The sequence below is a fragment of the Natrinema sp. SYSU A 869 genome (assembly GCF_019879105.1).
Lineage (GTDB): Archaea > Halobacteriota > Halobacteria > Halobacteriales > Natrialbaceae > Natrinema.
Genome location: NZ_CP082249.1, coordinates 1,010,632 through 1,031,330 on the forward strand (window position 1 = coordinate 1,010,632; position 20,699 = coordinate 1,031,330).

The 20,699-nt window shown below is 64.2% G+C and carries 20 protein-coding genes and 1 pseudogene; 11 read left to right on the forward strand and 10 right to left on the reverse strand.

The features are described 5' to 3' along the window. Window positions 1-52 precede the first annotated feature (52 nt). From K6I40_RS13175 to K6I40_RS13185, 3 genes are all read left to right on the forward strand, one after another. Window positions 53-397, forward strand: a complete 345-nt coding sequence (locus tag K6I40_RS13175) for a BsuPI-related putative proteinase inhibitor (RefSeq protein WP_222919498.1) — start codon at window positions 53-55, stop codon at window positions 395-397. Between the two features lie 157 nt (window positions 398-554). Continuing rightward, window positions 555-1,472, forward strand: coding sequence for a CbiX/SirB N-terminal domain-containing protein (locus K6I40_RS13180; protein ID WP_222919499.1), 918 nt, complete (start codon window positions 555-557; stop codon window positions 1,470-1,472). Window positions 1,473-1,475: 3 nt separating this feature from the next. After that, window positions 1,476-2,645 carry a DR2241 family protein gene (locus K6I40_RS13185; protein WP_222919500.1) on the forward strand — a complete coding sequence of 390 codons (1,170 nt, stop codon included), beginning with the start codon at window positions 1,476-1,478 and terminating at the stop codon, window positions 2,643-2,645. Window positions 2,646-2,811: 166 nt separating this feature from the next. Here the strand turns inward: K6I40_RS13185 and K6I40_RS13190 are convergent, their stop codons facing one another. From K6I40_RS13190 to K6I40_RS13200, 3 genes are all read right to left on the reverse strand, one after another. Continuing rightward, window positions 2,812-3,402, reverse strand: coding sequence for a hypothetical protein (locus K6I40_RS13190; protein ID WP_222919501.1), 591 nt, complete (start codon window positions 3,400-3,402; stop codon window positions 2,812-2,814). A gap of 15 nt (window positions 3,403-3,417) precedes the next feature. Continuing rightward, window positions 3,418-3,612: a methytransferase partner Trm112 gene (locus K6I40_RS13195; RefSeq protein WP_222919502.1), complete on the reverse strand. Its 195-nt coding sequence runs from the start codon at window positions 3,610-3,612 to the stop codon at window positions 3,418-3,420. Window positions 3,613-3,690: 78 nt separating this feature from the next. Continuing rightward, complete coding sequence (locus tag K6I40_RS13200) at window positions 3,691-5,055, reverse strand: adenylosuccinate synthase (RefSeq protein WP_222919503.1); 1,365 nt, start codon at window positions 5,053-5,055, stop codon at window positions 3,691-3,693. 397 nt (window positions 5,056-5,452) lie between these two features. Here K6I40_RS13200 and K6I40_RS13205 point away from each other — a divergent pair, with 397 nt between their 5' ends. Further along, complete coding sequence (locus tag K6I40_RS13205; protein ID WP_006429686.1) at window positions 5,453-5,758, forward strand: hypothetical protein; 306 nt, start codon at window positions 5,453-5,455, stop codon at window positions 5,756-5,758. A 634-nt stretch (window positions 5,759-6,392) separates the two neighbouring features. Here K6I40_RS13205 and K6I40_RS13210 read toward each other — a convergent pair. The 5 genes from K6I40_RS13210 to K6I40_RS13230 all read right to left on the reverse strand — a co-directional run bounded on the left by K6I40_RS13210 (window position 6,393) and on the right by K6I40_RS13230 (window position 12,089). After that, on the reverse strand, window positions 6,393-9,182 hold the full coding sequence (locus K6I40_RS13210) for a transcriptional regulator (RefSeq protein WP_222919504.1): 2,790 nt from the start codon (window positions 9,180-9,182) through the stop codon (window positions 6,393-6,395). 48 nt (window positions 9,183-9,230) lie between these two features. Further along, window positions 9,231-9,509 (reverse strand): UPF0058 family protein, encoded by a 279-nt coding sequence (locus K6I40_RS13215; RefSeq protein WP_006186471.1) that lies wholly within the window; start codon window positions 9,507-9,509, stop codon window positions 9,231-9,233. Window positions 9,510-9,577: 68 nt separating this feature from the next. After that, complete coding sequence (locus K6I40_RS13220) at window positions 9,578-10,222, reverse strand: DUF998 domain-containing protein (RefSeq protein WP_222919505.1); 645 nt, start codon at window positions 10,220-10,222, stop codon at window positions 9,578-9,580. Between the two features lie 116 nt (window positions 10,223-10,338). Further along, window positions 10,339-11,511, reverse strand: a complete 1,173-nt coding sequence (locus K6I40_RS13225) for an ABC transporter ATP-binding protein (protein ID WP_222919506.1) — start codon at window positions 11,509-11,511, stop codon at window positions 10,339-10,341. Window positions 11,512-11,618: 107 nt separating this feature from the next. Beyond that, entirely contained in the window at window positions 11,619-12,089 is a 471-nt protein-coding gene (locus K6I40_RS13230) for a DUF5793 family protein (protein ID WP_222919507.1), read from the reverse strand. A gap of 143 nt (window positions 12,090-12,232) precedes the next feature. Between K6I40_RS13230 and K6I40_RS13235 the strand changes: the two genes are divergently transcribed. From K6I40_RS13235 to K6I40_RS13260, 6 genes and pseudogenes are all read left to right on the forward strand, one after another. Further along, window positions 12,233-13,993 carry a type II/IV secretion system ATPase subunit gene (locus tag K6I40_RS13235; protein WP_222919508.1) on the forward strand — a complete coding sequence of 587 codons (1,761 nt, stop codon included), beginning with the start codon at window positions 12,233-12,235 and terminating at the stop codon, window positions 13,991-13,993. Next, a pseudogene (locus K6I40_RS13240) lies at window positions 13,990-16,057 on the forward strand (type II secretion system F family protein). Before K6I40_RS13235 ends, K6I40_RS13240 begins: the two are co-directional and overlap by 4 nt. 208 nt (window positions 16,058-16,265) lie before the next feature. After that, a complete protein-coding gene (locus K6I40_RS13245) occupies window positions 16,266-16,739 on the forward strand; it encodes a 30S ribosomal protein S15 (RefSeq protein WP_222919509.1) in 474 nt (157 codons plus the stop codon). Between the two features lie 6 nt (window positions 16,740-16,745). Then, window positions 16,746-17,969: an exonuclease gene (locus tag K6I40_RS13250; RefSeq protein WP_222919510.1), complete on the forward strand. Its 1,224-nt coding sequence runs from the start codon at window positions 16,746-16,748 to the stop codon at window positions 17,967-17,969. Then, a complete protein-coding gene (locus K6I40_RS13255; RefSeq protein WP_222919511.1) occupies window positions 17,966-18,304 on the forward strand; it encodes a KEOPS complex subunit Pcc1 in 339 nt (112 codons plus the stop codon). The genes K6I40_RS13250 and K6I40_RS13255 overlap by 4 nt, the downstream gene beginning before the upstream one ends. Further along, window positions 18,297-18,935 (forward strand): 30S ribosomal protein S3ae, encoded by a 639-nt coding sequence (locus K6I40_RS13260; RefSeq protein ID WP_222919512.1) that lies wholly within the window; start codon window positions 18,297-18,299, stop codon window positions 18,933-18,935. The genes K6I40_RS13255 and K6I40_RS13260 overlap by 8 nt, the downstream gene beginning before the upstream one ends. 70 nt (window positions 18,936-19,005) lie before the next feature. Here the strand turns inward: K6I40_RS13260 and K6I40_RS13265 are convergent, their stop codons facing one another. Both K6I40_RS13265 and K6I40_RS13270 read right to left on the reverse strand, forming a co-directional pair. Continuing rightward, on the reverse strand, window positions 19,006-19,311 hold the full coding sequence (locus K6I40_RS13265) for a putative quinol monooxygenase (protein ID WP_222919513.1): 306 nt from the start codon (window positions 19,309-19,311) through the stop codon (window positions 19,006-19,008). A 66-nt stretch (window positions 19,312-19,377) separates the two neighbouring features. Then, window positions 19,378-19,809: a plastocyanin/azurin family copper-binding protein gene (locus K6I40_RS13270; protein WP_222919514.1), complete on the reverse strand. Its 432-nt coding sequence runs from the start codon at window positions 19,807-19,809 to the stop codon at window positions 19,378-19,380. Between the two features lie 106 nt (window positions 19,810-19,915). Between K6I40_RS13270 and K6I40_RS13275 the strand changes: the two genes are divergently transcribed. Then, window positions 19,916-20,641 (forward strand): protein sorting system archaetidylserine synthase, encoded by a 726-nt coding sequence (locus K6I40_RS13275; protein ID WP_222919515.1) that lies wholly within the window; start codon window positions 19,916-19,918, stop codon window positions 20,639-20,641. The last annotated feature ends 58 nt before the right edge of the window (window positions 20,642-20,699 follow it).

A 20,699-nucleotide genomic window follows, 5' to 3' on the forward strand; every position in this document is an offset into this window, starting at 1 on the left:
CTGTTTCGGGCCACGGGGAAGACCTATCCACGACGGCCGCCAAACCTGAGTCATGAGCCTCGAGGGATCGCTCGAGACGCCGGCTGACGGGTCCAGAGATGCCGTGATGTTCGTATTCGCCGTCACCAATACGGGCGACGAGCCCGTCGAACTCGAGTTCTCGGACGCGTGCAAGGCGGAGTTCGTGCTCGCAGCTGACGACGAAGAGGTCTGGCGATTCAGCGAGGAGCGCATGTTCGCGCAGGTACTCAGTTCGGAAACGCTCGACCCCGGCGAGTCGACGACTTACGAGGCGGAATGGTCCGACCTCGAGCCGGGCGAGTACACAGCTACCGCGGCGTTGCAAGCGAGAGAGCGGACCTGTAAGGCGACAACTCCGGTCACCGTCTCGGGATGAACGGGTGGTGACACCGTCCGGGACGGAGTCGTTCATCCGAACTGGTTCGGCTTTACGGACCCTATTTTATCCAAACCAGAATTATATTTCGGCTATCGAAGAGGAACTATTGTGCATCTCCATAGGGTATATACCAGTTCCGTCCGAACGATCGACCATGCAAGCGCTGGTCATCGCGGCACACGGATCGCACCTGAATCCGGACGCGTCGGACCCGACCTACGCCCACGCGGACACGATCCGCGAAACGGGCGCGTTCGACGAGGTCCGCGAGGCGTTCTGGAAGGAGGAACCCCACTTCCGCGAGGTGATCCGCACCCTCGAGTCCGACGAAGTGTTCGTCGTCCCGCTCTTCATCAGCGAGGGCTATTTCACCGAGCAGATCATTCCGCGGGAACTGCGACTCGATGACTGGGACCCCGATCAGTGGGAGTCCGACGGTACCAGTGCCTCACAGGCCACGCTTGAGGCCGAGGACGTCGGGAAGACGATCCACTACTGCGGTCCGGTCGGGACCCACGATGCGATGACGGACGTGATCATCCAGCGGGCCGAGACCGCGACGGAGGATCCGAACGTCGGCGACGGATTCGGGCTGACGGTCGTCGGCCACGGTACCGACCGGAACGAGAACTCCGCGAAGGCCATCGAGTACCACAGCGACCGCATCGCCGAGCGCGACCGCTTCGACGAGGTGACGGCGCTGTTCATGGACGAGGAGCCGGAGGTCGACGACGTCACCGATTACTTCGAGAGCGACGACATCGTTGTCGTCCCGCTGTTCATCGCCGACGGTTACCACACCCAGGAGGACATCCCCGAGGACATGGGGCTGACCGAGGACTACCGGCTCGGCTGGGACGTGCCGAGCGAGGTCGACGGTCACCAGATCTGGTACACCGGTGCTGTCGGCACGGAGGACCTGCTGGCCGATGTCCTCCTCGAGCGGGCGGCCGACGCCGGGGCCGACATCGGCGACGCCCGCGAGGCGGTCCAGAAACTCGCCGCATCGGTCGCCGAAACCGGGGCCGACTCCGGTCCAGAACCGAACGCGGGAGCGGGCGCGGGGGACTGACGCATGACGGTGGCGACGGACGACCTCGAGATACTGCTCGAACGCGCGTCCGCTGGCGTCGCGTTCGACGGCCTACACGTCGCGGAAACCGACGGCGAGTACACCCTCGAGACACCGGTCAACGAGTGGACCGGCCTCAACGAGACCGACCTCCGTCAAGCGCTTGAATCCGCCGATGAGTACGTCACGAACTGGCGCTACTGGCAGGAGGAGATCGGCAGCGAAGGAACCGCTCGTCGGGCCTTCCTCCGGTGGTGTGAGCGAGCGCCGGTCACGGACGCCGAACCGGACGAAGCGACGACCGGTCCCTGGAGCGACGGTGACGGTGACGCGGATGCCGACGGAGATGCGCTCCCAGTCCACGAACGGTACGATGCGCTCCGCGACGGCATCAACCGCGAGTGGGGCCAACTCTCTATCACTGCCCGCTTCGTCGATATCGACGACCCCGACGGCGAGCGCGTCTACGATCTCTGGCACGTCGACGACGCCGGTACCGATCTCGGCGACCTCGAGGTTTACGACGACCCTCGCGATGCACGCGACCTCGCGACCTACGACGAGGACGGCCGGTATCGGCCGCTGAAAACCGCGCCGACGCTGCCCGGTGGCTGGACGTTTACCGGCCTCTCGGGGGACGAACTCGTCGAAACGGTCGAGTTCTTCTATCCCGCGACGGTCGCCAACTGGCACCGCGAGTTGCGGGGCAACCTTGACGTTGACCACTGGCTCGAGACCGCCGAGCGACAGACAGGGATCTACGATGTGATCGACGAACTCCCCCGCGAGGCCGTCGAGTGGATGGTAGAGGCCTGCTGTGTCGACTCCCAGTGTCTCCGCCGCCGCGAGTGGCAGTACGAGGAGGGCGACGACCTCGATGTCGACGGCGGCGACGGGCCGTTCCCCTGCCGCGAGCCGTGCTCGCTCGTGATTGCCGCCGCTCGCAAGTGGGCCATCCTCGAGTCCGAGTCGGAACGCACCTACGAACTCGAGTTGACGACCAGCGAACTCAACCAGCTTGAAGAACTAATCGACGCGGTCGCAGAGGGTCACACCGACGAGATCCGCGAGGCGGACGTCAACGACGGCGCGAACCGCTACCGGGCGCGCTACCTTCGAGCGAAGCGGTTCGACGACGAGGGCGACCTCGAGGCGACACAGGTCGACGAGTGACCACCGACCCGCTGGCTCCACCTCTGCTCTGAGTGTATAGTAGCCACTGAAACGAGTAACACGCTGATCGCATAGCTGTCATGCGATCGGGTGTGCAGTGACTGTCAGTAGCGACGATAGCCTTCGCCGACCGATGACGCCCTTCGTCTCTCGGTCGGCGAAGATGCTACTGTATCAGCAAGAATAGCGCCACGAGAACGCCGACGACGACGATCCCCATCCCGGCGGTCGCGACGGGGCCACCGATCGTCGCTGTCGTCAGCGCTGCGACACCGACCGCGACCGCGCCGAGCGCGAGCACAACGAGCGTCGCTGGCTCGAGCCCGCCTACGGCGGTGAACCGGTCGACGCCCCGTTCGAGTGCCGTCGGGTCGGGCTCCGGTCGAGCGGGTTCGGCGAGCGATTCGTCGACATCGACGTCCGGCGTCCCGGGGACGACGGTGACGCCGATCGAGACCGATTCGGAACCGTAGCCGGTCAGTACCTCGAGGCGGCCGTCAACGGGGCGGTCGATGACGTCGACATTGACGGCGACCGGAACCGCGGTTACGGTATCCGGTTCGACGTAGTAGTTGGTCTCGCCGAGCGATGCGATCCGTTCGAGGTCATCGTCGAGACGGCAGTGAACGTGCGCGGGCGTCTCGTGGCCGTATAACAGGACCGCGAACGGCTCGCTGGTTTCGAGCGTCTCGCTCGCTGCCTCAAGCGCGTCGGCGGCCCCGCGGTTGACGTGGACGGTGACCTCGGATCCGGACATAGTCAGTGGGGCCGATCAGGCCGGTGTCTCCTCTCGCATATCCGGTGGCAGCAGGTTTGGAATGCCGTCTTCGATCGGGTAGGCCTCGCCACACTCGGTACAGACGAGTTCGCCGCCGACGACCTCCTCGTCGTCGTACTCGGCGTCCTCGAGCACCAAGTCGTGTTTGTCGAGCGGACAGCAGAGAATGTCCAGTAACGACTCCTTCATACTACGTAGGCTTGCCGCCTGCAGCAAAAGGTTTCGGGAACGGCACGAGCGAGTTGCGTGCGACCGTCCCCTCGCGGCTTACTCGTACGGGTTCTCGACGACGACGGTCTCTTCGCGACCCGGGCCGACGCCGACGGCGTAGATCGGTGCGTCGAGTTCGTCGCTGATGTACTCGAGGTAGGTGCGTGCGTTTTCGGGGATCGCCTCGTAGCCGTCCTCGGCGACCGCGGCCCAGTCGACCGCTGGCCAGCCGTCGAACGATTTGAAGGTGGCTTCACAGCGCCCCCACTGTTCGGTCGTCGGGGGCATCGTGAAGATTTCCTCACCGTCGAACTCGTAGCTGTGGCCGACGTCGACCGTGTCGAGTCCGGACAGGACGTCGATGTGGTTGACTGCGAGCCCGGTGAAGCCGTTCGCGCGGGCCGCGTGGCGGAGCATGGGCATGTCGAGCCAGCCGACCCGCCGCGGGCGGCCGGTGACGGTGCCGTACTCCCCACCCTCGTCGCGGATGTAGGTCGCGAGTTCCTCTTCGTCCTCGCTGGATCCCTGATCCGCGTCGTAGTCGGGCGTCTGGTCCTCGACGCCACCGAGTTCAGTCGGCAGCGGACCGGTCCCGACCCGCGAGAGGTAGGCCTTGACGATGCCGATGACTTCGCCGTCGCCGATGACGGTCGGACCGAGCCCGGTGCCGACAGTCGCGCCGCCCGCGGTCGGGTTCGAGGAGGTGACGTAGGGGTAGACCCCGTGGTCGATGTCGAGCGAGGTCCCCTGTGCCCCCTCGAGCATGACGTTGTCGCCGTCGTCGATGCGGTCCTGGAGGAAGGTGCCACAGTCGACGGTCATGTCCTCTTCCGCGAGGCGCTCGCCGTACTCGCGGTAGGTCTCATAGAGGTGATCAATATCGAACTCCTCGCCGGTCTCCTTGTCGAAGACCTCCTCGGCGAGGGCCGTCTTCTGCGGAACGACGTACTCGAGGCGCTCGCGGAGCACGTCGGGATCGAGCAGATCGCCCACTCGGACGCCGCGGCGGCCGGCCTTGTCCTCGTAGGTCGGTCCGATGCCGCGTTTGGTCGTCCCGGCAGCGAGATCTTCCTTTTCCTCCTCCTCGATGCCATCAAGCGCACGGTGATAGGGGAGAATGACATGGGCGCGCTCGGCCACGCGGACGTCCGGCTCGAGTCCGCGGTCGCGGAGGGTATCGATCTCGTCGAACAGCGTCTCGGGGTTGACGACGCAACCGTTGCCGAGCACGCCGACTTTCCCTCGGACGGCACCCGACGGCACGAGCGACAGTTTGTACTTCGTACCGTCGTGGACGACGGTATGTCCAGCGTTGTCCCCGCCCTGATAGCGGGCGACGACGTCGGCGGCGTCGCCGTAGAGGTCGACGACACCACCCTTGCCTTCGTCGCCGAGTTGCGACCCGACGATAGTGACGGTCATAACAGCGGCGGATTCTTGCCCGGCCGATAAACAGATTTCGGTATACGGGTGGCTGGCAGTCAGCAAACGGATTCGACGAGCCGGCGGTCGACAGCTTTCGTCCCGAGAGCTACCAGTATATATGTGAGTGGTTCCAACGATCGATAGACGACGCGTACCGACCGTCTTCGGTCGAGGGAACGAGACGACTGGCGACGGTGGTCGACCGTGCGATCCGAGTTCCGCTCCGCGGCCGTTCGCGACCCACGGGGCTAACCGGATCCGAGAGCCGACGATTCCGGGGACCACCGGGATCGGAAACGTTAACTACTGACAGGATCGACCATTTAGTTGAGAGTGGTCCTTTCAGTCGCCGAGAGTAACTTTTAAAAGGTCCAAAGACAAGTTAACAAATGCCATGATAGATAGACTCGAGAAGGAAGTTGATATGCTGGAACGTCATCTCCAGGTCCTGAAGATGGTTATCGAGAACGAACCGATCGGGATCGTCAAAATGTCCAACGAGACGGGCTACCCCCACCACAAGGTTCGCTACTCGCTTCGGGTCCTCGAGGAAGAAAACCTAATCGAGCCCTCGAGCCAGGGTGCGATCAAGACCGAGCGCACCGCCGAGTTCGTCGACGAACTCGACGGCAAGATCGACGACATCGTCGACAAGCTCGACGGCATGAAGATCGAAGACGTCGCGGAGATCGAAGGGTAGTCTCTGTCCAGTTCGGACGTTGTCGCCCGTCCCCGCGATCGATAGTCGGTGTGACGCCGACTAATCATCTTATCGCCGTTTTCGGGTCCGCGAGCGGATCGCTTCTCTGTCGCTACTGACCCCGCGTTGAGAGATACGTCCCACGTCGAATAGGAGCTACAACGGATCGGATAACGGGAGACGGTCGTATCTTGACGAGGAGCAGTCTGCTATCACTGACACAAGGAGAGCTACACTCATCCCAGCCGATTTCTACTCACGGCGGCTCCGCCGCCGTCTGCGAGACCAGAGGTCACGCACTAGTCGTCTGGTTCGCGGGACTGTCGGTTCCGTGCTAGCGCTCGCCGCTTATGGGTCTCGTCTGTCACCCCTCGCACCGCTTTCTCAGCCAGTAGAAGCCGCGTTGCGTCTTCCAAGCAGTCGCTCGTTGTACTCGCGACGACCTCGCACAGTTCGTGTCGCGAGTTGTTCATCACTCATCGCGACACAGCGCGCGCCATCGCTAGTGGCCCGTCAATCCGGAACGAAATGCCGATCCGAAACGAGAACAGGCGGTCGGGCGGTTGATCGATTGGAACCAGTGTGATCCGCTCGCGGGGGTCAAAACCGGAAAATCAGTTGTCCGTTCGACGGCCTACAGCTCTGGCACGTTCATGTGGAACCCTTCGGAGCGCGACTCGACCAGACAGAGGTGGTAGCCATCCTTGCGCGAGAGGTTGACGTAACTCAGTTTCGAGCCACGACTGAGGAACCCGCCGCTGGTCGCCTGCTCGGTGACCTCGAGCGCGCCGGGCTCGAAGTAACTCGAGGTGACGGCGAACGCGGCTGCGAGATCCGGATAGTTCGCTTTGACCGCGGAGGCAGCCTCTTCTAACTCCCCGAGCATGTCCTTGGTCGCCGGTTCTCGCGAGTCATTGAGGGTGACGAGGACCAGCGGATTCCCCATCTTGTCGAACACGACGATATCAAAGGTCACCTGATCGGGAACGTCGTCGGTATCGTCGTCCTCGAGCGAGATGGTCGCGTCGAGTTCGGCCCGATCGATGCGGGGAATGGCGTCATAGAGGTCAGCCAGGCCGTCAGCGTTACCGGTGTCGCGGATCTCGTAGAGGACGACCGCGGTAAGCCAGTCGACGAACCGGAACTCCATCGACGACGGGAGGAAGTCCGCGTACGGCTCTCCATCGACCGCGGCGTCAGCCGAGTCGAACTGAGTATGGTGTTCGAGCCGGAGGTTTGACGCGACCTCGCTGCGATCGGCGTCGCCGTCGTGGGCCGTCTCGAGGGTCGGTTGGCTCTTCGAGGCGTACCGGACGAAGAGGTTGGTCCCCGAGAGCGCCTGCTGGATCGAGAGCCGAGTTCCAGCGTGTACCTCGGAGCCCGCGGCGTCAGGATCGCTGGTCCGCTGCCGTTCGCGTTCCAGTTCCGTCTCGAGTTCCTCGATCCGGGATCGGAGCCGCTCGACCGTCGATGACAGTTCGTCGTTTTTCGACTGCAGCCGGTTGCGTTCGGCCTCCAGCTCCTCGGCCTTCGTCGCGAGGGCATCGCGTTGCTCCTCTAACACCTCGAGTTTCTCGGTGAGTGCTTCGATCCGTTGTCGCTCCTGCTCGGCGGTCTGCCGGTCAGCCGCTGACTCCGACTGTGGTTGGGTTGACTCCGGCTGTGCTTGGGCTGACTCCTGTTGGCGGGTCTGCTCCTGGGAGCGGTCCTCGCGAGTCTCAGCCGACGTCGCGGCCGACGAGGCGGCTGATGTCGTTGACGTCGCTGTCCGCTCCCTGCCGTTCGAAGCGGTCTGTGTTCCGTCCGATGCGGCGGCGTCTACGGTGTCCGTGCTCGCCGACGATTCGGATGAGCGGTTCGTCCGCGCGCGACGATCGCTCTTGCTCGAGCCCGTTGTGTCCGCCGGTTCGCTGTCGTCCGGGTCGATCGATGGAATGCGTCGCGTCTCCCGCCACGCTTCTTCGCGCTCGAGTTGCTCGTCGAGATCCCCTTCTTCGCCTTCTGCGGGAGCGTCCTCTGATTCGGTGGCGGATTCGTCGGCCGCCGGTCGGTCCGACCGATCGCCATCTCGTTCCTCGTCGACCCAGGAGATATCGTTGCGCTCTAACTCCTCAGCCGCCGCCTCGACCTCCGCGAGGTCCGGGCTCGAGTCCGACGCCGCCTCGGTGTCAGCGTCAGTCTCGGACTCGATTTCCGATTCGTCGGCGGGAGTGACATCGATGTTCACTTCGGCTTCGCCCCTGTTGGCCGAGTTCGAAGCTGCGGCCGGGTTGCTCTCGTCGCCGGCGACCGGCTCGGCGTCGGTCGCGCCGGACTCGCCGGCCGGCGAGTCGCTGCCGGCGGGTCCGTCAGTCGACGGCTCTGGCGCGTCGTCGGTTGCAGGTCCGGCCGTTTCGTCAGCCGTCGTCCGATCTTCCTGCGACACTTGCTCGGTACCTCCGTCCTGATGATCGACGTGGTCGTCGGATGGGTCTGTCCCGATGGAGGAATCAGGTTCGGAAGCCGAATCGGTATCGAGAGTCGAACCGGAATCGGTATCGGACGGCTCCAGATCGGTGATTCCGGCCGAGGTTGATTCCGGCTCCGTCGCGGCGTCGTCGGTCGCGGTAATGCCGGATGCTTCGCCGGTCAGATCGATATCCGTCGTCAGTGACGATGGGTCGTCCGCGGTACCGTCCTCGATCGGATCGGTCTCCGTCGCGCCGGCGGTGCTGGTCGATTCGGTGCTCGAGACGTCGATGGGATCGATCGCCGAGCCCGACGTATCGACGGCCGGCTCGGACCCGGAACTGTCCCGATCGGACGCGTTAGAACCGACGGCGGACACCGACGGATTGGTCGAATCAGTCCCGTCCACGGATCCGGAGCCGGCGGCAGCGTCGGCCATCCCCGGTACGTCGGTGACCCTGATCTCGACATCGGTCACCTCATAGATGCCGACTTCGTCAGCCGCGCGCTCGAAGGCTTCGTCGCCGGTGAGTAGCCGTTCAGCGTTGCCGATATAGGCGGCGGCCATGCGGCGACCACCGTAGTAGACGGCGTAGTAGTCGCCGCTGAGTACGTTCTCGCTCAGTTCGACGTAGCCGGTAAACGAGCCGCTCTGGAGGGTGTTATCGACCTCTCGGAGCGGCGTCTCGTTGGTGTAGTATTTCGCTCGCGTCTCGCCGCCGCGTTCCTCCATTGCACAGAGCAGAGGAAGCGACGGGTGGGGTGCCTCGTACCGCGTGCCCGAGGTGGTTTCGAAGTCCTCGATATCGCCGTCAACGATGCCGATAATACGGCCGTTGAGCATGAATAACCACGTGCCAACTGCCGACACGGCACCGGAGAAATCAGCGGCAGCGAGATCGGAGAGACCATCGAACCCACCGTTGAACGGGCGGGAGTCCCACTCCTCAACGCGCTCTTGCGTGCGCGGGTCCATAGTTCAACAAGCGAGAACCACACTAAATACGTTTCGCCTAGATACTGTCTATATTTTTGACTCTGCGTCTTCGGCGAGTTCCTTCATCCGCTTGCCGATCCGACCAGCGCTCGAGAACTCGTCTTCGCTCATCGCGCTCGCGAGGGCGTTCCCAAGGACGAAGACGGCGTGTTTGTGTTCGCTCTTCGACTTGTGGACGTGTGAGGGATCGACATCGAGTTGTCGGTAGGGATCGAACAGCGTTTCGTCGACCTCCTCGCGATCCGAGAAGTACTCCATGATGACGACGAGTTCTTCGTGGAGCTCGAGGAGTTCGTCTTTATGCATACACATCGTTAGGGACGGTTTCGATTTAAGCGTTGTGTGGCCGAGAGTCGCAAACCGGACTGGAGCGCTCAGCGGTTTGGGATGGTACGTTCGCTGTCGTCCCGACGGATGAGAGTGATCGCGAGAACGAGGATCCAGCCGCCGAATGCGACAGCAGCGACGAATTCGGGGACAGCGAACCACGTCCCGGAGTCTGCATCGCCGCCGAGTGACAGCAGCCACCCCAACCAAGCGATGGGATGGACGATCCCGAACCAGAATGACGCGACTGCGAGCCGACCGTCGCCGGCCAGCGCTGCACCGGAGCCGTAGATCCACCCTGCAAACGGGGCCACACCGAAGACAGTCAGCGCCGCGAGCCCGTGGAGACTCGTTTCGAGGTAGACCGCCGTGTGTTCAAGGAAGAAGATCCCGACGCCGATCTGTCCGACGACCGCTATCGCGAGCAACGCGATGCCGAGGCGCTCGAGGACGTTGTGGCTCGCGATCCAGCACCGCCAGGCAAAGGGTAACCCCAGTAGTCCGCCGATGACCAACCCCCCGTTGAATAGCGGGAACGTCGGCGCGCCGTAGCGACCCATATCCGAGAGGGCTCGGTCTTGCCAGGTGAACGTCTCGGGCGAGGCGACGATCGTCGCGAGCGCGATCGCGCCCAGCGACACGATCGCACCGGCGATGCCACAGTACGTCGCGATCTCCCGCCTATCAGCCATATGCCTGCTCCCGTGTGCGTATGTATCAACGTGACTGTTCTGGTCGCTAACTCGAGTGATCACGGGTCACAAAGAGACGAAAGAGTGAACCGGAGCCGGTAGCGTTTCGGGATGGATCAGTCTGCGTCGGTGGAAACTGCGTCCGCATCCGCGTCGGTGTCCTCGCGGTGGTCGGCGGGGAACCACGCGAGTTCGTGGTCGGCGGTCACGCGGACGCCGACGCGCTCGTCCAAGTCGATCCGGTCGGAATGGTTGTGCATACACTCGATAGTTTCGCCGCCGTCGAGTTCCACCCGATAGAGAACCGTCGGGCCGAGATAGCGTCGATAGACGACGCGGCCGTCGGCCTCCGCTTCCGTCGCGGTGTAGGCAGTCACGTCGTCCGGGCGTACCAGCAAGTCGACGACGCTCCCGTCGTACTGGTGGGCCAGTCCGTGGACGTCGTCGCGGAGCACGCGACCGAGCGCGGTGTCAACGTGATCGCCGTGAACCTCGCCCGAGAGGAAGCTGGCGTGACCGAGGAAGCCGGCCACGAACCGCGATTCGGGTTGTTGAAAGACCTGCTGGGGGGTATCGATCTGTTCGATATCGCCGTCGTTCATCACGGCGACCCGGTCGGAGATCGACAGCGCCTCCTCCTGATCGTGCGTGACGGAAATAGCGGTGACACCCGTCTCCTTGATGATCCGGCGGACCTCCTCGCGCATCTCGACGCGCAGGTCCACGTCTAGGTTCGAGAACGGCTCGTCGAGCAACAGCATCTCCGGTTCGGGGGCCAGCGAGCGCGCGAGCGCGATCCGCTGTTGTTGCCCGCCTGAGAGCTCGTCCGGGTAGTCCTCGCCGTGGTCCGCGAGCCCGACGAGTTCGAGGAGTTCGTCGACGCGAGCGTTGCGGTCGGCCTCGTCCCACTCCTGCAGGCCGAAGGCGACGTTCTCGTGAGCGGTCAGGTGGGGAAAGAGTGCGAAATCTTGAAAGACGACGCCGACGCCGCGTTCCTCCGGCGGGACGAAGCGACCGTCCCCAGCGACGGTCTCGTCTTGAAGCCGGACCTGTCCGGCGTTGGGTTTCTCGAGGCCGGCGATCAGACGCAGCGTCGTGGTCTTCCCACAGCCCGACGGACCGAGCAGCGTCAAAATCTCGCCGTCGCGAACGGACAGCGAGAGATCCCCAATGACGTCCTCGCTGCCGAAACGCTTCACGATTCCATCGAGTTCGAGAACTGTCTCCGAGGCCATCGGTTCCTGGGCTTTGTTCTCGACCGCCGTCGTGAGTAGTTGTCCGTTTGCCATGAATCGACTCCGCCGTCTGCCGGCGTATGCTTCCTTTAGGCGGGCCTAAAACACTTATAACTGCCGGTCGGTCCCAGCCGGTGGAAGAATGGACAGAACGGAGACGGCTAGAGCTCGACGCCGCTAGGGATCAAACTATGCTGGCGGAGCAGGCTCCCCTCGTCGTCGTAGACGAGAAACGTTCGTTTGTCGTAGCTGACGAACGGGTCGCCGTCGAGCGTGATCGCGACCTCGTAGCGGCCCTCCTCGTCGGCAGCGTCCTCTCCGTAGCCCCGTGCCGCCCGGATGAACTGGAGGACGTCGGCGGCATCCTCGTTGAGTTCGAGGATGAACTCGCCGGTGATGCGGTTGGTCACGCTCACTACCCCCGTGGTGTCGTCCCCGAGCGGTCCCTGCAGGCGAAGGGCCACGTCCGTTTCGCTTGCCTCGAGAACGTCTCCGTCAGGACCAGTGAGGCGCTCGCGAAGCATGGTCGCCGGGCCGGTGAAATCGATCGATACCGAGGGCTTCGCTGGCTCGCTGCTGGTTTCGACCCAGTCGATATTGTTGACGTCTAACGTGAAGTGCTCGCGCCTCATTCCGTATCGGTAACTTCGGACTCCCACCGTATCAACGTAACGCACGAAAATAGGCCGAGCGGACAATCCATCGGACGGAATGTCACTGATCGGCCACCCGATTTATGCTGATCGGGTCCGCAGGTGTCACGAAATCGCGTTCAATGGAACCTCCAGCACACACCGACGCAGACGCGGATCGGGACGATGCCGTCGAAACCGACGGTACCGGCGACAGTCACCGTGAATCGACCATCGACGCTGCTCGTCGAACGGTCCAGCGCGTCGTCGAAACCCTGCGGGGATCGACCGTCGATATCGGAGCCTACGATCCCGACGCCCACGGACCGCTGGTCACGGGCGACGGCCCGGACGGGCTCGAGGAGGTCGAGCGCTACTGGGTTGACGCACCGTTTTCGTTCGTCTCGATCGGGTACGATCACGAGGCGAACGAACACCGGTATCACACCGTCGAACCCACGCTCCGCGAGGACGAATCGGTCCTGCTCGAGACGCTGTTCGAGGACGTTCGCGATCCCCTGCTCTACCGCGAGGACGAGCGCGACGACGTCGAGACGCTGTTGCGGGAGACTATCCAGGATTCGCTCGAGCGCTACGGGGCTGAGATCGATGCGGCGACGTTCTACCGGCTGTTTTACTTCATTCACCGGGATTTCCGAGGGTACGGGCCGCTCGACCCGATCATGCGCGATCCCCACGTCGAGGATGTCTCCTGTGATGGCTACGACCTGCCGATCTTCGTCTACCACGACGAGTACACTGACATCGAAACATCGGTTTCCTTCGGAAAGGCCGATCTCGATCGCTTCGTCGTTCGGCTGGCCCAGCACTCCGGTCGGCATATCTCCATCGGCGACCCGATGGTCGAGACGACCCTGCCCAACGGCTCGCGCGCCGAACTCGCGCTAGGCGAGGAGGTGACGCCGCGGGGCTCCGCATTCACGATCCGGAAGTACGCCGACGACCCCTTCACGCCGATCGACCTGCTCGAGTACGGTACGTTCAACGTCGAGCAACTGGCCTACCTCTGGCTCGCGATCGAGCACAATAAGAGCCTGGTGTTCGCGGGCGGCACCGCCTCGGGGAAGACGACGAGTATGAACGCCATCTCGATGTTCATTCCACCGCGGTCGAAGGTGGTGACCATCGAGGACACCCGAGAACTCCAACTCTCCCACGACAACTGGCTCTCCTCGATCACGCGCGAGCGTATCCACGAGGGCACGGACGTGACGATGTACGACCTGCTGCGGTCGGCCCTGCGTCACCGCCCTGAGTACATCGTCGTCGGTGAGGTCCGCGGCGAGGAGGCGATGACCCTCTTCCAGGCGATGAATACCGGCCACACGACCTACTCGACGATGCACGCCGATTCGGTGCAGACGGCTATCAACCGGCTCGAGAACGAACCGATCAACGTCCCCCGGTCGATGGTCCGGAGCCTCGACATCCTCTCGGTTCAGACGCTGACTCGCTCTGGCGACCAGCGCGTGCGTCGAAACAAAGTACTCGCCGAGATCGAGGGCGTCGACCAGCGAACCGGCGAACTCGACTACTCGACGGCCTACACGTGGGACAGCGAGAGCGATACATTCCGGAGCAGCGGCAGTCATGTCCTTTCGGAGATCCGTGACGAACGCGGCTGGAGCCAGACGGAACTGCTGACCGAACTCGAGCGCCGCGAGCGGTTCCTCGAGTATCTCCAGGAAAACGGAATCTCCGGCTACCGGCGGTTTACTGCGCTGGTCAACCAGTACTACAGCGACCCGGACCGGATCCTCGAGACGATCTCGGACGACGATGCCGACGAGGGTACCGACGGCGAAAGCGGGACGCAATCAGCGACCGAGCACGGTGCCACGACGGAAGCAGGAACCGATAACGACGCGCCTCGAGATCGATGAGGGTCGTGACCGTCGTCCCGCTGGGACTCGCGGCGCTCCTCTGTGTTCCCCTCCTCGTCGCCAGCTACTCGAGCCGCATCGACCGGGCCTTGCATCGGATCGCGATCGAGGTCGCCGGAAACCACGTCGCCGCCGTCCAAGGCGAGCGCTCGGAACGAACGGCGTCGTTGCGGGCCGCACACGTTCCGACGACGACCCGCGAGTACGGGTCGATGACCCTGCTCTATGCAGCCGTCGCGGCCATCGTCGGCTCGATCAGTGGCCCCTATGCCGTTTGGGGGCTACTGGCGCTCCGCTCGGTCGACGCCGAAACCCTGCGCACGGCCCTGCCGAGCGTCCTCGAGTTCCTCGTGGCGCTGAGCGGCGTCCCATCGCTATCGACTGGCGAACTGGCTGTGCTGTTCGCCGTCTCCTCGCTCGCGCTGGGAGCCGTCACCGGCGGTGGGGTCTACTGGCTCCGGTGGTGGTACCCGAGCTACGTCGCCGACGGGCGCGTGCGGCGGATCGAAGCGGGGTTGCCCGCGACGGTCGCGTTCGTCTACGCGCTCTCGAAGAGCGGGATGGCGTTCCCGGACGTTGTCAGGGTCGTCGCCGCACAGGAGGACACTTACGGTGAGGCCGCCGCGGAGTTTTCGGTCGCGGTTCGAGAAATGGACACGTTCGGCACTGATGTCATCACCGCTCTGCAGACGATGGGGCGGCGCTCGCCGAGTCCACAGTTCCGCGAGTTCACCGAGAACCTCGTCGGCGTCCTCCAGAGCGGCCATGGACTGTCCGGGTTTCTCGAGCGGCAGTATCAGGAGTACCGCGAAGTGGCTGAGTCCCAACAGGAGGGCATCCTCGATTTACTCGCGACGCTAGCCGAGGCCTACGTCACGGTGCTGGTCGCGGGCCCGCTCTTTCTCATCACCATTCTGGTCGTCATCGGAATCGCCGCCGGCGACACGTTCGGACAACTGCAGGTCGTCGTCTACGCGATCTTGCCGGTCGCTAACGTCGGATTCATGGTGTACCTGAGTATGGTGACGGACAAACTCGACACAAGCAACGGGGTCGACGCGGAGCCAGACGGCATCGATCCGCCGTCCGCGGCTCGATCGAGCCGAGCGACGGACGTCGCCAGCAATGAGACGGGGCCGCGTCCCCATTCGAACATCGAACGGGTGCGGTGCTATCGTCGGCTCGAGGGGCTCCGTGATCGCTTTGGCCATCCGATTCGAACGCTCATCGAGCGACCGTCACTCACGCTCGCGATCACCGTTCCGATCGCGCTCGCAGCCGTTCTCAACCGGCTTCCCGCAGCCCGTGACGGCGGGTTCGACGTGACTGCGGTCGACGATATCATCGCCGTGGGTGCGTTCGGCGTCGCGACCGTCTTCGCCATCGCGTACGAACTCCACCGGCGACGGCTCACGGCGATCGAGAACGCAGTGCCGGACCTGCTCGATCGGCTTGCCAGCGTCAACGAGGCCGGGCTATCGATCATAGCGGCGATCGACCGGGTCAGAGAGTCGGATCTGGGGCCGCTCAGCGCCGAACTCGACCGGGTCTGGGCCGATGTCGAGTGGGGATGATCTCCAGACGGCGCTCCGGCGACTCGAGGCGCGGGTCGGGACCCGATCGATCTCCCGCGTCGTCACGTTACTCACCGAATCGATGAACGCGACCGGGACCCTCGCGACGACGCTCCGAATCGCCGCGCGACAGGCCGCGGCCGACCGCCGCCTCGAGCGCGAACGAAGACAGGCAATGCTCGAGTACATGGTCGTCGTCTACGTCTCGTTCCTAGTCTTCCTCTTCATCATCGGGGTGCTCGCGGGCTACCTGCTGCCGAACCTTCCGACGGAGAGCGCGGAGCTGGCCGCCGGGTCGGATATCAGCGAACTCGGCGGGCTCTCCGACGGCGACGCCTACACGACGCTGTTCTACCACGCGGCGCTCGTCCAGGGATCGTTCTCGGGGGTGATCGCTGGCCAGTTGAGCACCGGGGACGTCAGAGCCGGCGCGAAACACGCCGCCATCATGATCGGACTCGCCGTGGTGCTCTTCGCGATCCTCACCTGAACGCCGTCCGAACGCGCTCGGCGTCAATGGCGATGTAGAAACCCTTTAGTCCCCGACGCAAGAAGTGAGCGTGGGAAGCGCACGGCCGCAAATCCGACTGTGTCACCCCCTCTTTCGGGTGACTTGGGATTGCGGAAGTGCACGGCGAGAGCCTGATGCTGTCAGTAGACAGCGCAACGAGCGGTCAGTGCGATTCCTATCCTCAACAATGGCACGAATGCACACCCGCCGTCGCGGCTCGTCCGGCTCGGACAAGCCGTCGGCAGACGAACCACCGGAGTGGAGCGACGTCGACCCCGAAGACATCGAAGACCGGGTCGTCGAACTAGCAGAACAGGGCCACGAACCCAGCCAGATCGGGATGAAGCTGCGTGACGAAGGTGTCACCGGCACGCCCGTTCCGGACGTCAAGCTGGCGACCGGCAAGAAGATCACCGAGATCCTCGAGGAGAACGACGCGCGAGCGGATATCCCCGAGGACCTCTGGAACCTGATGGAACGCGCCGTGCGCCTGCGCGAGCACGTCCAGCAGAACCAGCAGGACTACCAGAACAAGCGCGCCCTGCAGAACACCGAAGCGAAGGTCCGTCGCCTGGTCAAGTACTACCGCGGCGACAAGCTTAACCCAGACTTCACGTACACCCCCGAGTTCGCGAAGGAACTCATCGAAGACGCCGAATAACGTCACATGTCCACCGAGGGTCGATCCGCCGAGCCGGTGTCCGCCACGAGCGCACTCGAGAGCGCCGGCTTCGTCCGCCTGATCGCACGCGCGGACGGCGACGGGCTCGCGGCGAGTGGCCTCCTCGCGACGGCGCTGGCCGACCGCGAGACGCCGTTTCAGGTGACCGTCGGACGGACGGTCGCGGAGCGATCCGAACGCGTCCGTACACCACCCAACGAGGGCGACGTAACGGTCGTCGTCGGCACCGCCGATGCGGCCGCCGATACCGACGATACGATCCGACTCGCGGGAACCGACCGGCCGGCGACCCTCGAGGCCGTCGACCTCGTCCGCGAACTCGGTGTAACCCCGGATCCGGTGCTCGCGCTCGCTGGCGTCGTTGCCGGCGGGAGCGATCCCGGTGCGGGCGAGACCGAGTGGCTCCTCGAGACCGCGCTCGAACGCGGACTCGTCGAGCAGCGACCCGGCGTCGCGGTGCCGACTGTTGACCCGGTCGACGGGCTTGCACACTCGACGCGGGTCCGCGCGCCGTGGTCGGGCGACCCCGACGCGACGCGCGAGGCGCTTTCGGACGCCTACGACGGCGATCTCGACGCGCTCGACGCGGACGACCGCCGCGCGATTGGCTCGCTCGTCGCACTCGACGTCGTCGGTACCGACGAGGCAACCGATGCTGCCGCGGAGACGATCGGTCAGGCACTGCGGCCGTATGCCACGCCCGAGCACGCCTTCGCGACGCTCGGCGGCGTCGCCGACGTGCTCGAGGCGCTGGCTCGAACCCAGCCCGGCACGGGGACGGCACTCGCGATGGGACACAACGTCCGCGACGCCGCACTCGACGCATGGCGCGAGCGCGGACGCCGTGCCCACGCAGCACTCGAGGACGCGTCGACTGGCCGCTACGACGGACTGTTCGTCGTCGGCATCGACGACGGCCCCGTCGAGGCAGTCGCGACGATTGCAGCGGCCTACCGGTCGCCGGAACCAGCCGTCCTCGCCGTCGGAAACGGTGAGGCGGCGATTGCGACCCGCGAGGCCGACCCCCTCGGCGCGACCGTCGAGGGCGTCGCTCGCGAACTCGCGGGCACGGGGGCGGACGCGGACTCGGAGACGGATTCCGACGCCATCGCCGTCGAATACGATGTTGGCCATCGACGCGGCTACCTTCGATACGACACAGACGTGGACGACTCGACGATCATCGCGGCAGCGAGGGACCTGCTATGAGCCGGCGAGCGACGATTCGGACTGACCACGACGACGCAGCACTCGTCGCGCAGGCGCTCAGTCCGGACAATACCGACGAGATGACGACGGCCGTCGAACGAGACGGTGCCGTCGACACGGTAAACAGTGATGACGGCCATGCAGGGACGATCATCACGCAGATCGACCGCGAGACGACCAGCGGACTCCAGTCGACGGTCGACGACTACGTCGTTAACCTCTCGGTCGCGATCGACGTCACTTCGCAGGCACGAACCGTACAGGATGACCGACCAACGGACACGGGACCTGTGTCCAACCACGATACCGACTCAGACACAACACACAATGAGTGAACGATCAGTTTCACGTGCGAAACAGGAAAAGCGGTGGTACACCGTCCTGGCACCCGAGCAGTTCGACCGCCAGGAACTCGGCGAAACCCCCGCTGACGAACCGGACAAAGTCTACGGCCGAACGCTCGAAACGACGCTCGGCGAACTCAACAACAACGCTAGCGAGAACAACACCAAGCTGACCTTCAAGATCAACGATGTCGGCAGCGACAGCGCGTACACGGAGTTCGTGGAACACTCCCTGACCCGTGACTACCTGCGCTCGTTGGTCCGTCGCGGTGCCTCGAAAATCGAGGCCTACGTCACCGTCCTCACGACGGACGACTACCGCGTCCAGATCCAGCCCGTCGCCTTCACGACCAAAAAGGCCGACGCGAGCCAGGAGAAGGCCATCCGCGAACGAATGGTCCAGATGATCGAAGAGGCCGCCGAAGAGCGGTCCTTCGAGGAACTCATCGACAGCGTCGTCGAAGGTCGTCTCTCTTCCGGCATTTACGGCGAGGCCAAGACGATCTACCCGCTGCGCCGCGTCGAAATCCAGAAGGCCACCCTCGAGGCCCACCCCGAAGAAGTCGCCGAAGAGGAAGCGACCGCGGTCGACGTCGACGAAGAAGACGTCTCCGCGGACTGATCGCGGTCAGCGAATCGACTCGATTTTCGTTGGGACGCGATTTGCTTTTTTACAGTACGATAGCCACCGCTCAGAGCTCGACGTCTTCCGCCGACTCGACGTCGAACCGAGTGACGTCAGGCTCCCCGGCGAGCAGGTCCGGCAGCGCCGCCGCGAACTCCTGGAAGTGGTCCGCCTGTGCGTGTGCGCCGAACGCTGCCTCGTCCTCGTACTGCTCGAAGAAGCGCACGACGGTCGGGTCGGAAACATCCGTTGCGGCCCGATAGTCGATTACTCCCGCTTCCTGCTGTGATTCGGCGACGAGGTCGTCGATCAGCTCGAGTGCCTCTTCGCGGTGGTCGGGGTCGATCGGAAAACTCGCGTGGATGACGATCATTGTGCCAGAACTATTCGCTCGTCTGGGGATAAAACTGGCCCCGCAGGGGTCGGACCGGTTGACGACCTACTCGACGACGATCTCGCCGATCATCTCGGCACCTTCGTGAGGAATACAGAAGTACGCGTAGGTGCCCGGCACTTCGAAGGTGTGTTCGAACGTATCGCGTGTCCCAAGTCGACCACCGCGGTCCTCCCAGGCCTCGTACGCGGCCGTCTGGCTCTCGTAGCCGCCGGAGGCGAAGTACTCGGCCTCGTCCGGGATCCCGCCCTCGTAGGCCGTGATGGTGTGGTCGGCCTCGCTGGTGTTCTTCCAGACGACCGTGTCGCCGGCAGCGACCTCGTAGACGTCGGGCATGAACTCGGTGCGGTTCATCCCGATGTGGCAGTCCTCGCCGCGACAGGGATCGTCGTCGAACGCGCTGAGCACGGACGAACACCCGGCCAAGCTCGCTGTGACGGCGGTTCCGACGGCGGCGAGACAGGCGCGCCGTTGCATACCGCATCGTACGCAGAGTCGCGGTATAACCGCCCCGGTTCAGTTCTCGAAAACCCGCCTGCGGAAACGAAAACACGTAAGGTAACTCCCCGTCGAATCCGGGCATATGCTTCCCCGGTTCGTCGGTCGGCTGGGTGTCGCCGACGCGGTGACGATCGCCAACGCCGCTCTGGGGTTCGTCGCGGTCGTCGTCGCGGTCGTCGACATCGATCTGGCCGCCCGCCTCATCCTCCTGGCAGCGATCGCGGACGGTCTCGATGGCATCCTCGCGCGCCGCTACGGCGGCACCGATGCCGGCCCCTATCTCGACTCGCTCGCCGACGTCGCCTCCTTCGCCGTCGCCCCCGCCGTCCTCTCCTTTGTCGTCGTCACCGGCGGCCTCAAGATCGGGTTCGAATCGATCACGCCCCAACTCCTGCTCGTGACGGCGGTCTGTGCGCTATTTGTCGCCATGGCCGTCACTCGGCTGGGCATGTACACCGCCTACGACGTCGCCGGGAGCCACACCGAGGGCGTCCAGACGACGCTGGCCGCGACGGTACTCGGCGCGGCAATCCTCGCGGGCGAACCGAAGCCGTGGCTCGTCCTCGCGGTCACCGGCGCGTTCTGTTACCTGATGGTCTCGCGAATCCAGTACCCCGATCTACTGACTCGAGACGCCGCGATCATGGGCGTCGTCCACGCGCTCGCAATCCTCGTTCCCGATTTCGCCGGTCGGACGTTTCCCTACGCCCTCCTGACGCTCGGGCTGGCGTACATGATATGCAGTCCCGTGTTGTACTGGGGCGACGCCGAACGAGCCGGCGAGGTCGACGTGCATGGAAACGCTTAGGGCCGTGCTGACACGACCGTAGAGTATGTACACTGTCACGCGTCGGCGTCGTCCTGAG

Coding starts and splice junctions, on each gene's coding strand:
- K6I40_RS13175 (WP_222919498.1), top strand. CDS start 53: ATGAGCCTCGAGGGATCGCTCGAGACGCCGGCTGACGGGTCCAGAGAT.
- K6I40_RS13180 (WP_222919499.1), top strand. CDS start 555: ATGCAAGCGCTGGTCATCGCGGCACACGGATCGCACCTGAATCCGGAC.
- K6I40_RS13185 (WP_222919500.1), top strand. CDS start 1,476: ATGACGGTGGCGACGGACGACCTCGAGATACTGCTCGAACGCGCGTCC.
- K6I40_RS13190 (WP_222919501.1), bottom strand. CDS start 3,402: ATGTCCGGATCCGAGGTCACCGTCCACGTCAACCGCGGGGCCGCCGAC.
- K6I40_RS13195 (WP_222919502.1), bottom strand. CDS start 3,612: ATGAAGGAGTCGTTACTGGACATTCTCTGCTGTCCGCTCGACAAACAC.
- K6I40_RS13200 (WP_222919503.1), bottom strand. CDS start 5,055: ATGACCGTCACTATCGTCGGGTCGCAACTCGGCGACGAAGGCAAGGGT.
- K6I40_RS13205 (WP_006429686.1), top strand. CDS start 5,453: ATGATAGATAGACTCGAGAAGGAAGTTGATATGCTGGAACGTCATCTC.
- K6I40_RS13210 (WP_222919504.1), bottom strand. CDS start 9,182: ATGGACCCGCGCACGCAAGAGCGCGTTGAGGAGTGGGACTCCCGCCCG.
- K6I40_RS13215 (WP_006186471.1), bottom strand. CDS start 9,509: ATGCATAAAGACGAACTCCTCGAGCTCCACGAAGAACTCGTCGTCATC.
- K6I40_RS13220 (WP_222919505.1), bottom strand. CDS start 10,222: ATGGCTGATAGGCGGGAGATCGCGACGTACTGTGGCATCGCCGGTGCG.
- K6I40_RS13225 (WP_222919506.1), bottom strand. CDS start 11,511: ATGGCAAACGGACAACTACTCACGACGGCGGTCGAGAACAAAGCCCAG.
- K6I40_RS13230 (WP_222919507.1), bottom strand. CDS start 12,089: ATGAGGCGCGAGCACTTCACGTTAGACGTCAACAATATCGACTGGGTC.
- K6I40_RS13235 (WP_222919508.1), top strand. CDS start 12,233: ATGGAACCTCCAGCACACACCGACGCAGACGCGGATCGGGACGATGCC.
- K6I40_RS13245 (WP_222919509.1), top strand. CDS start 16,266: ATGGCACGAATGCACACCCGCCGTCGCGGCTCGTCCGGCTCGGACAAG.
- K6I40_RS13250 (WP_222919510.1), top strand. CDS start 16,746: ATGTCCACCGAGGGTCGATCCGCCGAGCCGGTGTCCGCCACGAGCGCA.
- K6I40_RS13255 (WP_222919511.1), top strand. CDS start 17,966: ATGAGCCGGCGAGCGACGATTCGGACTGACCACGACGACGCAGCACTC.
- K6I40_RS13260 (WP_222919512.1), top strand. CDS start 18,297: ATGAGTGAACGATCAGTTTCACGTGCGAAACAGGAAAAGCGGTGGTAC.
- K6I40_RS13265 (WP_222919513.1), bottom strand. CDS start 19,311: ATGATCGTCATCCACGCGAGTTTTCCGATCGACCCCGACCACCGCGAA.
- K6I40_RS13270 (WP_222919514.1), bottom strand. CDS start 19,809: ATGCAACGGCGCGCCTGTCTCGCCGCCGTCGGAACCGCCGTCACAGCG.
- K6I40_RS13275 (WP_222919515.1), top strand. CDS start 19,916: ATGCTTCCCCGGTTCGTCGGTCGGCTGGGTGTCGCCGACGCGGTGACG.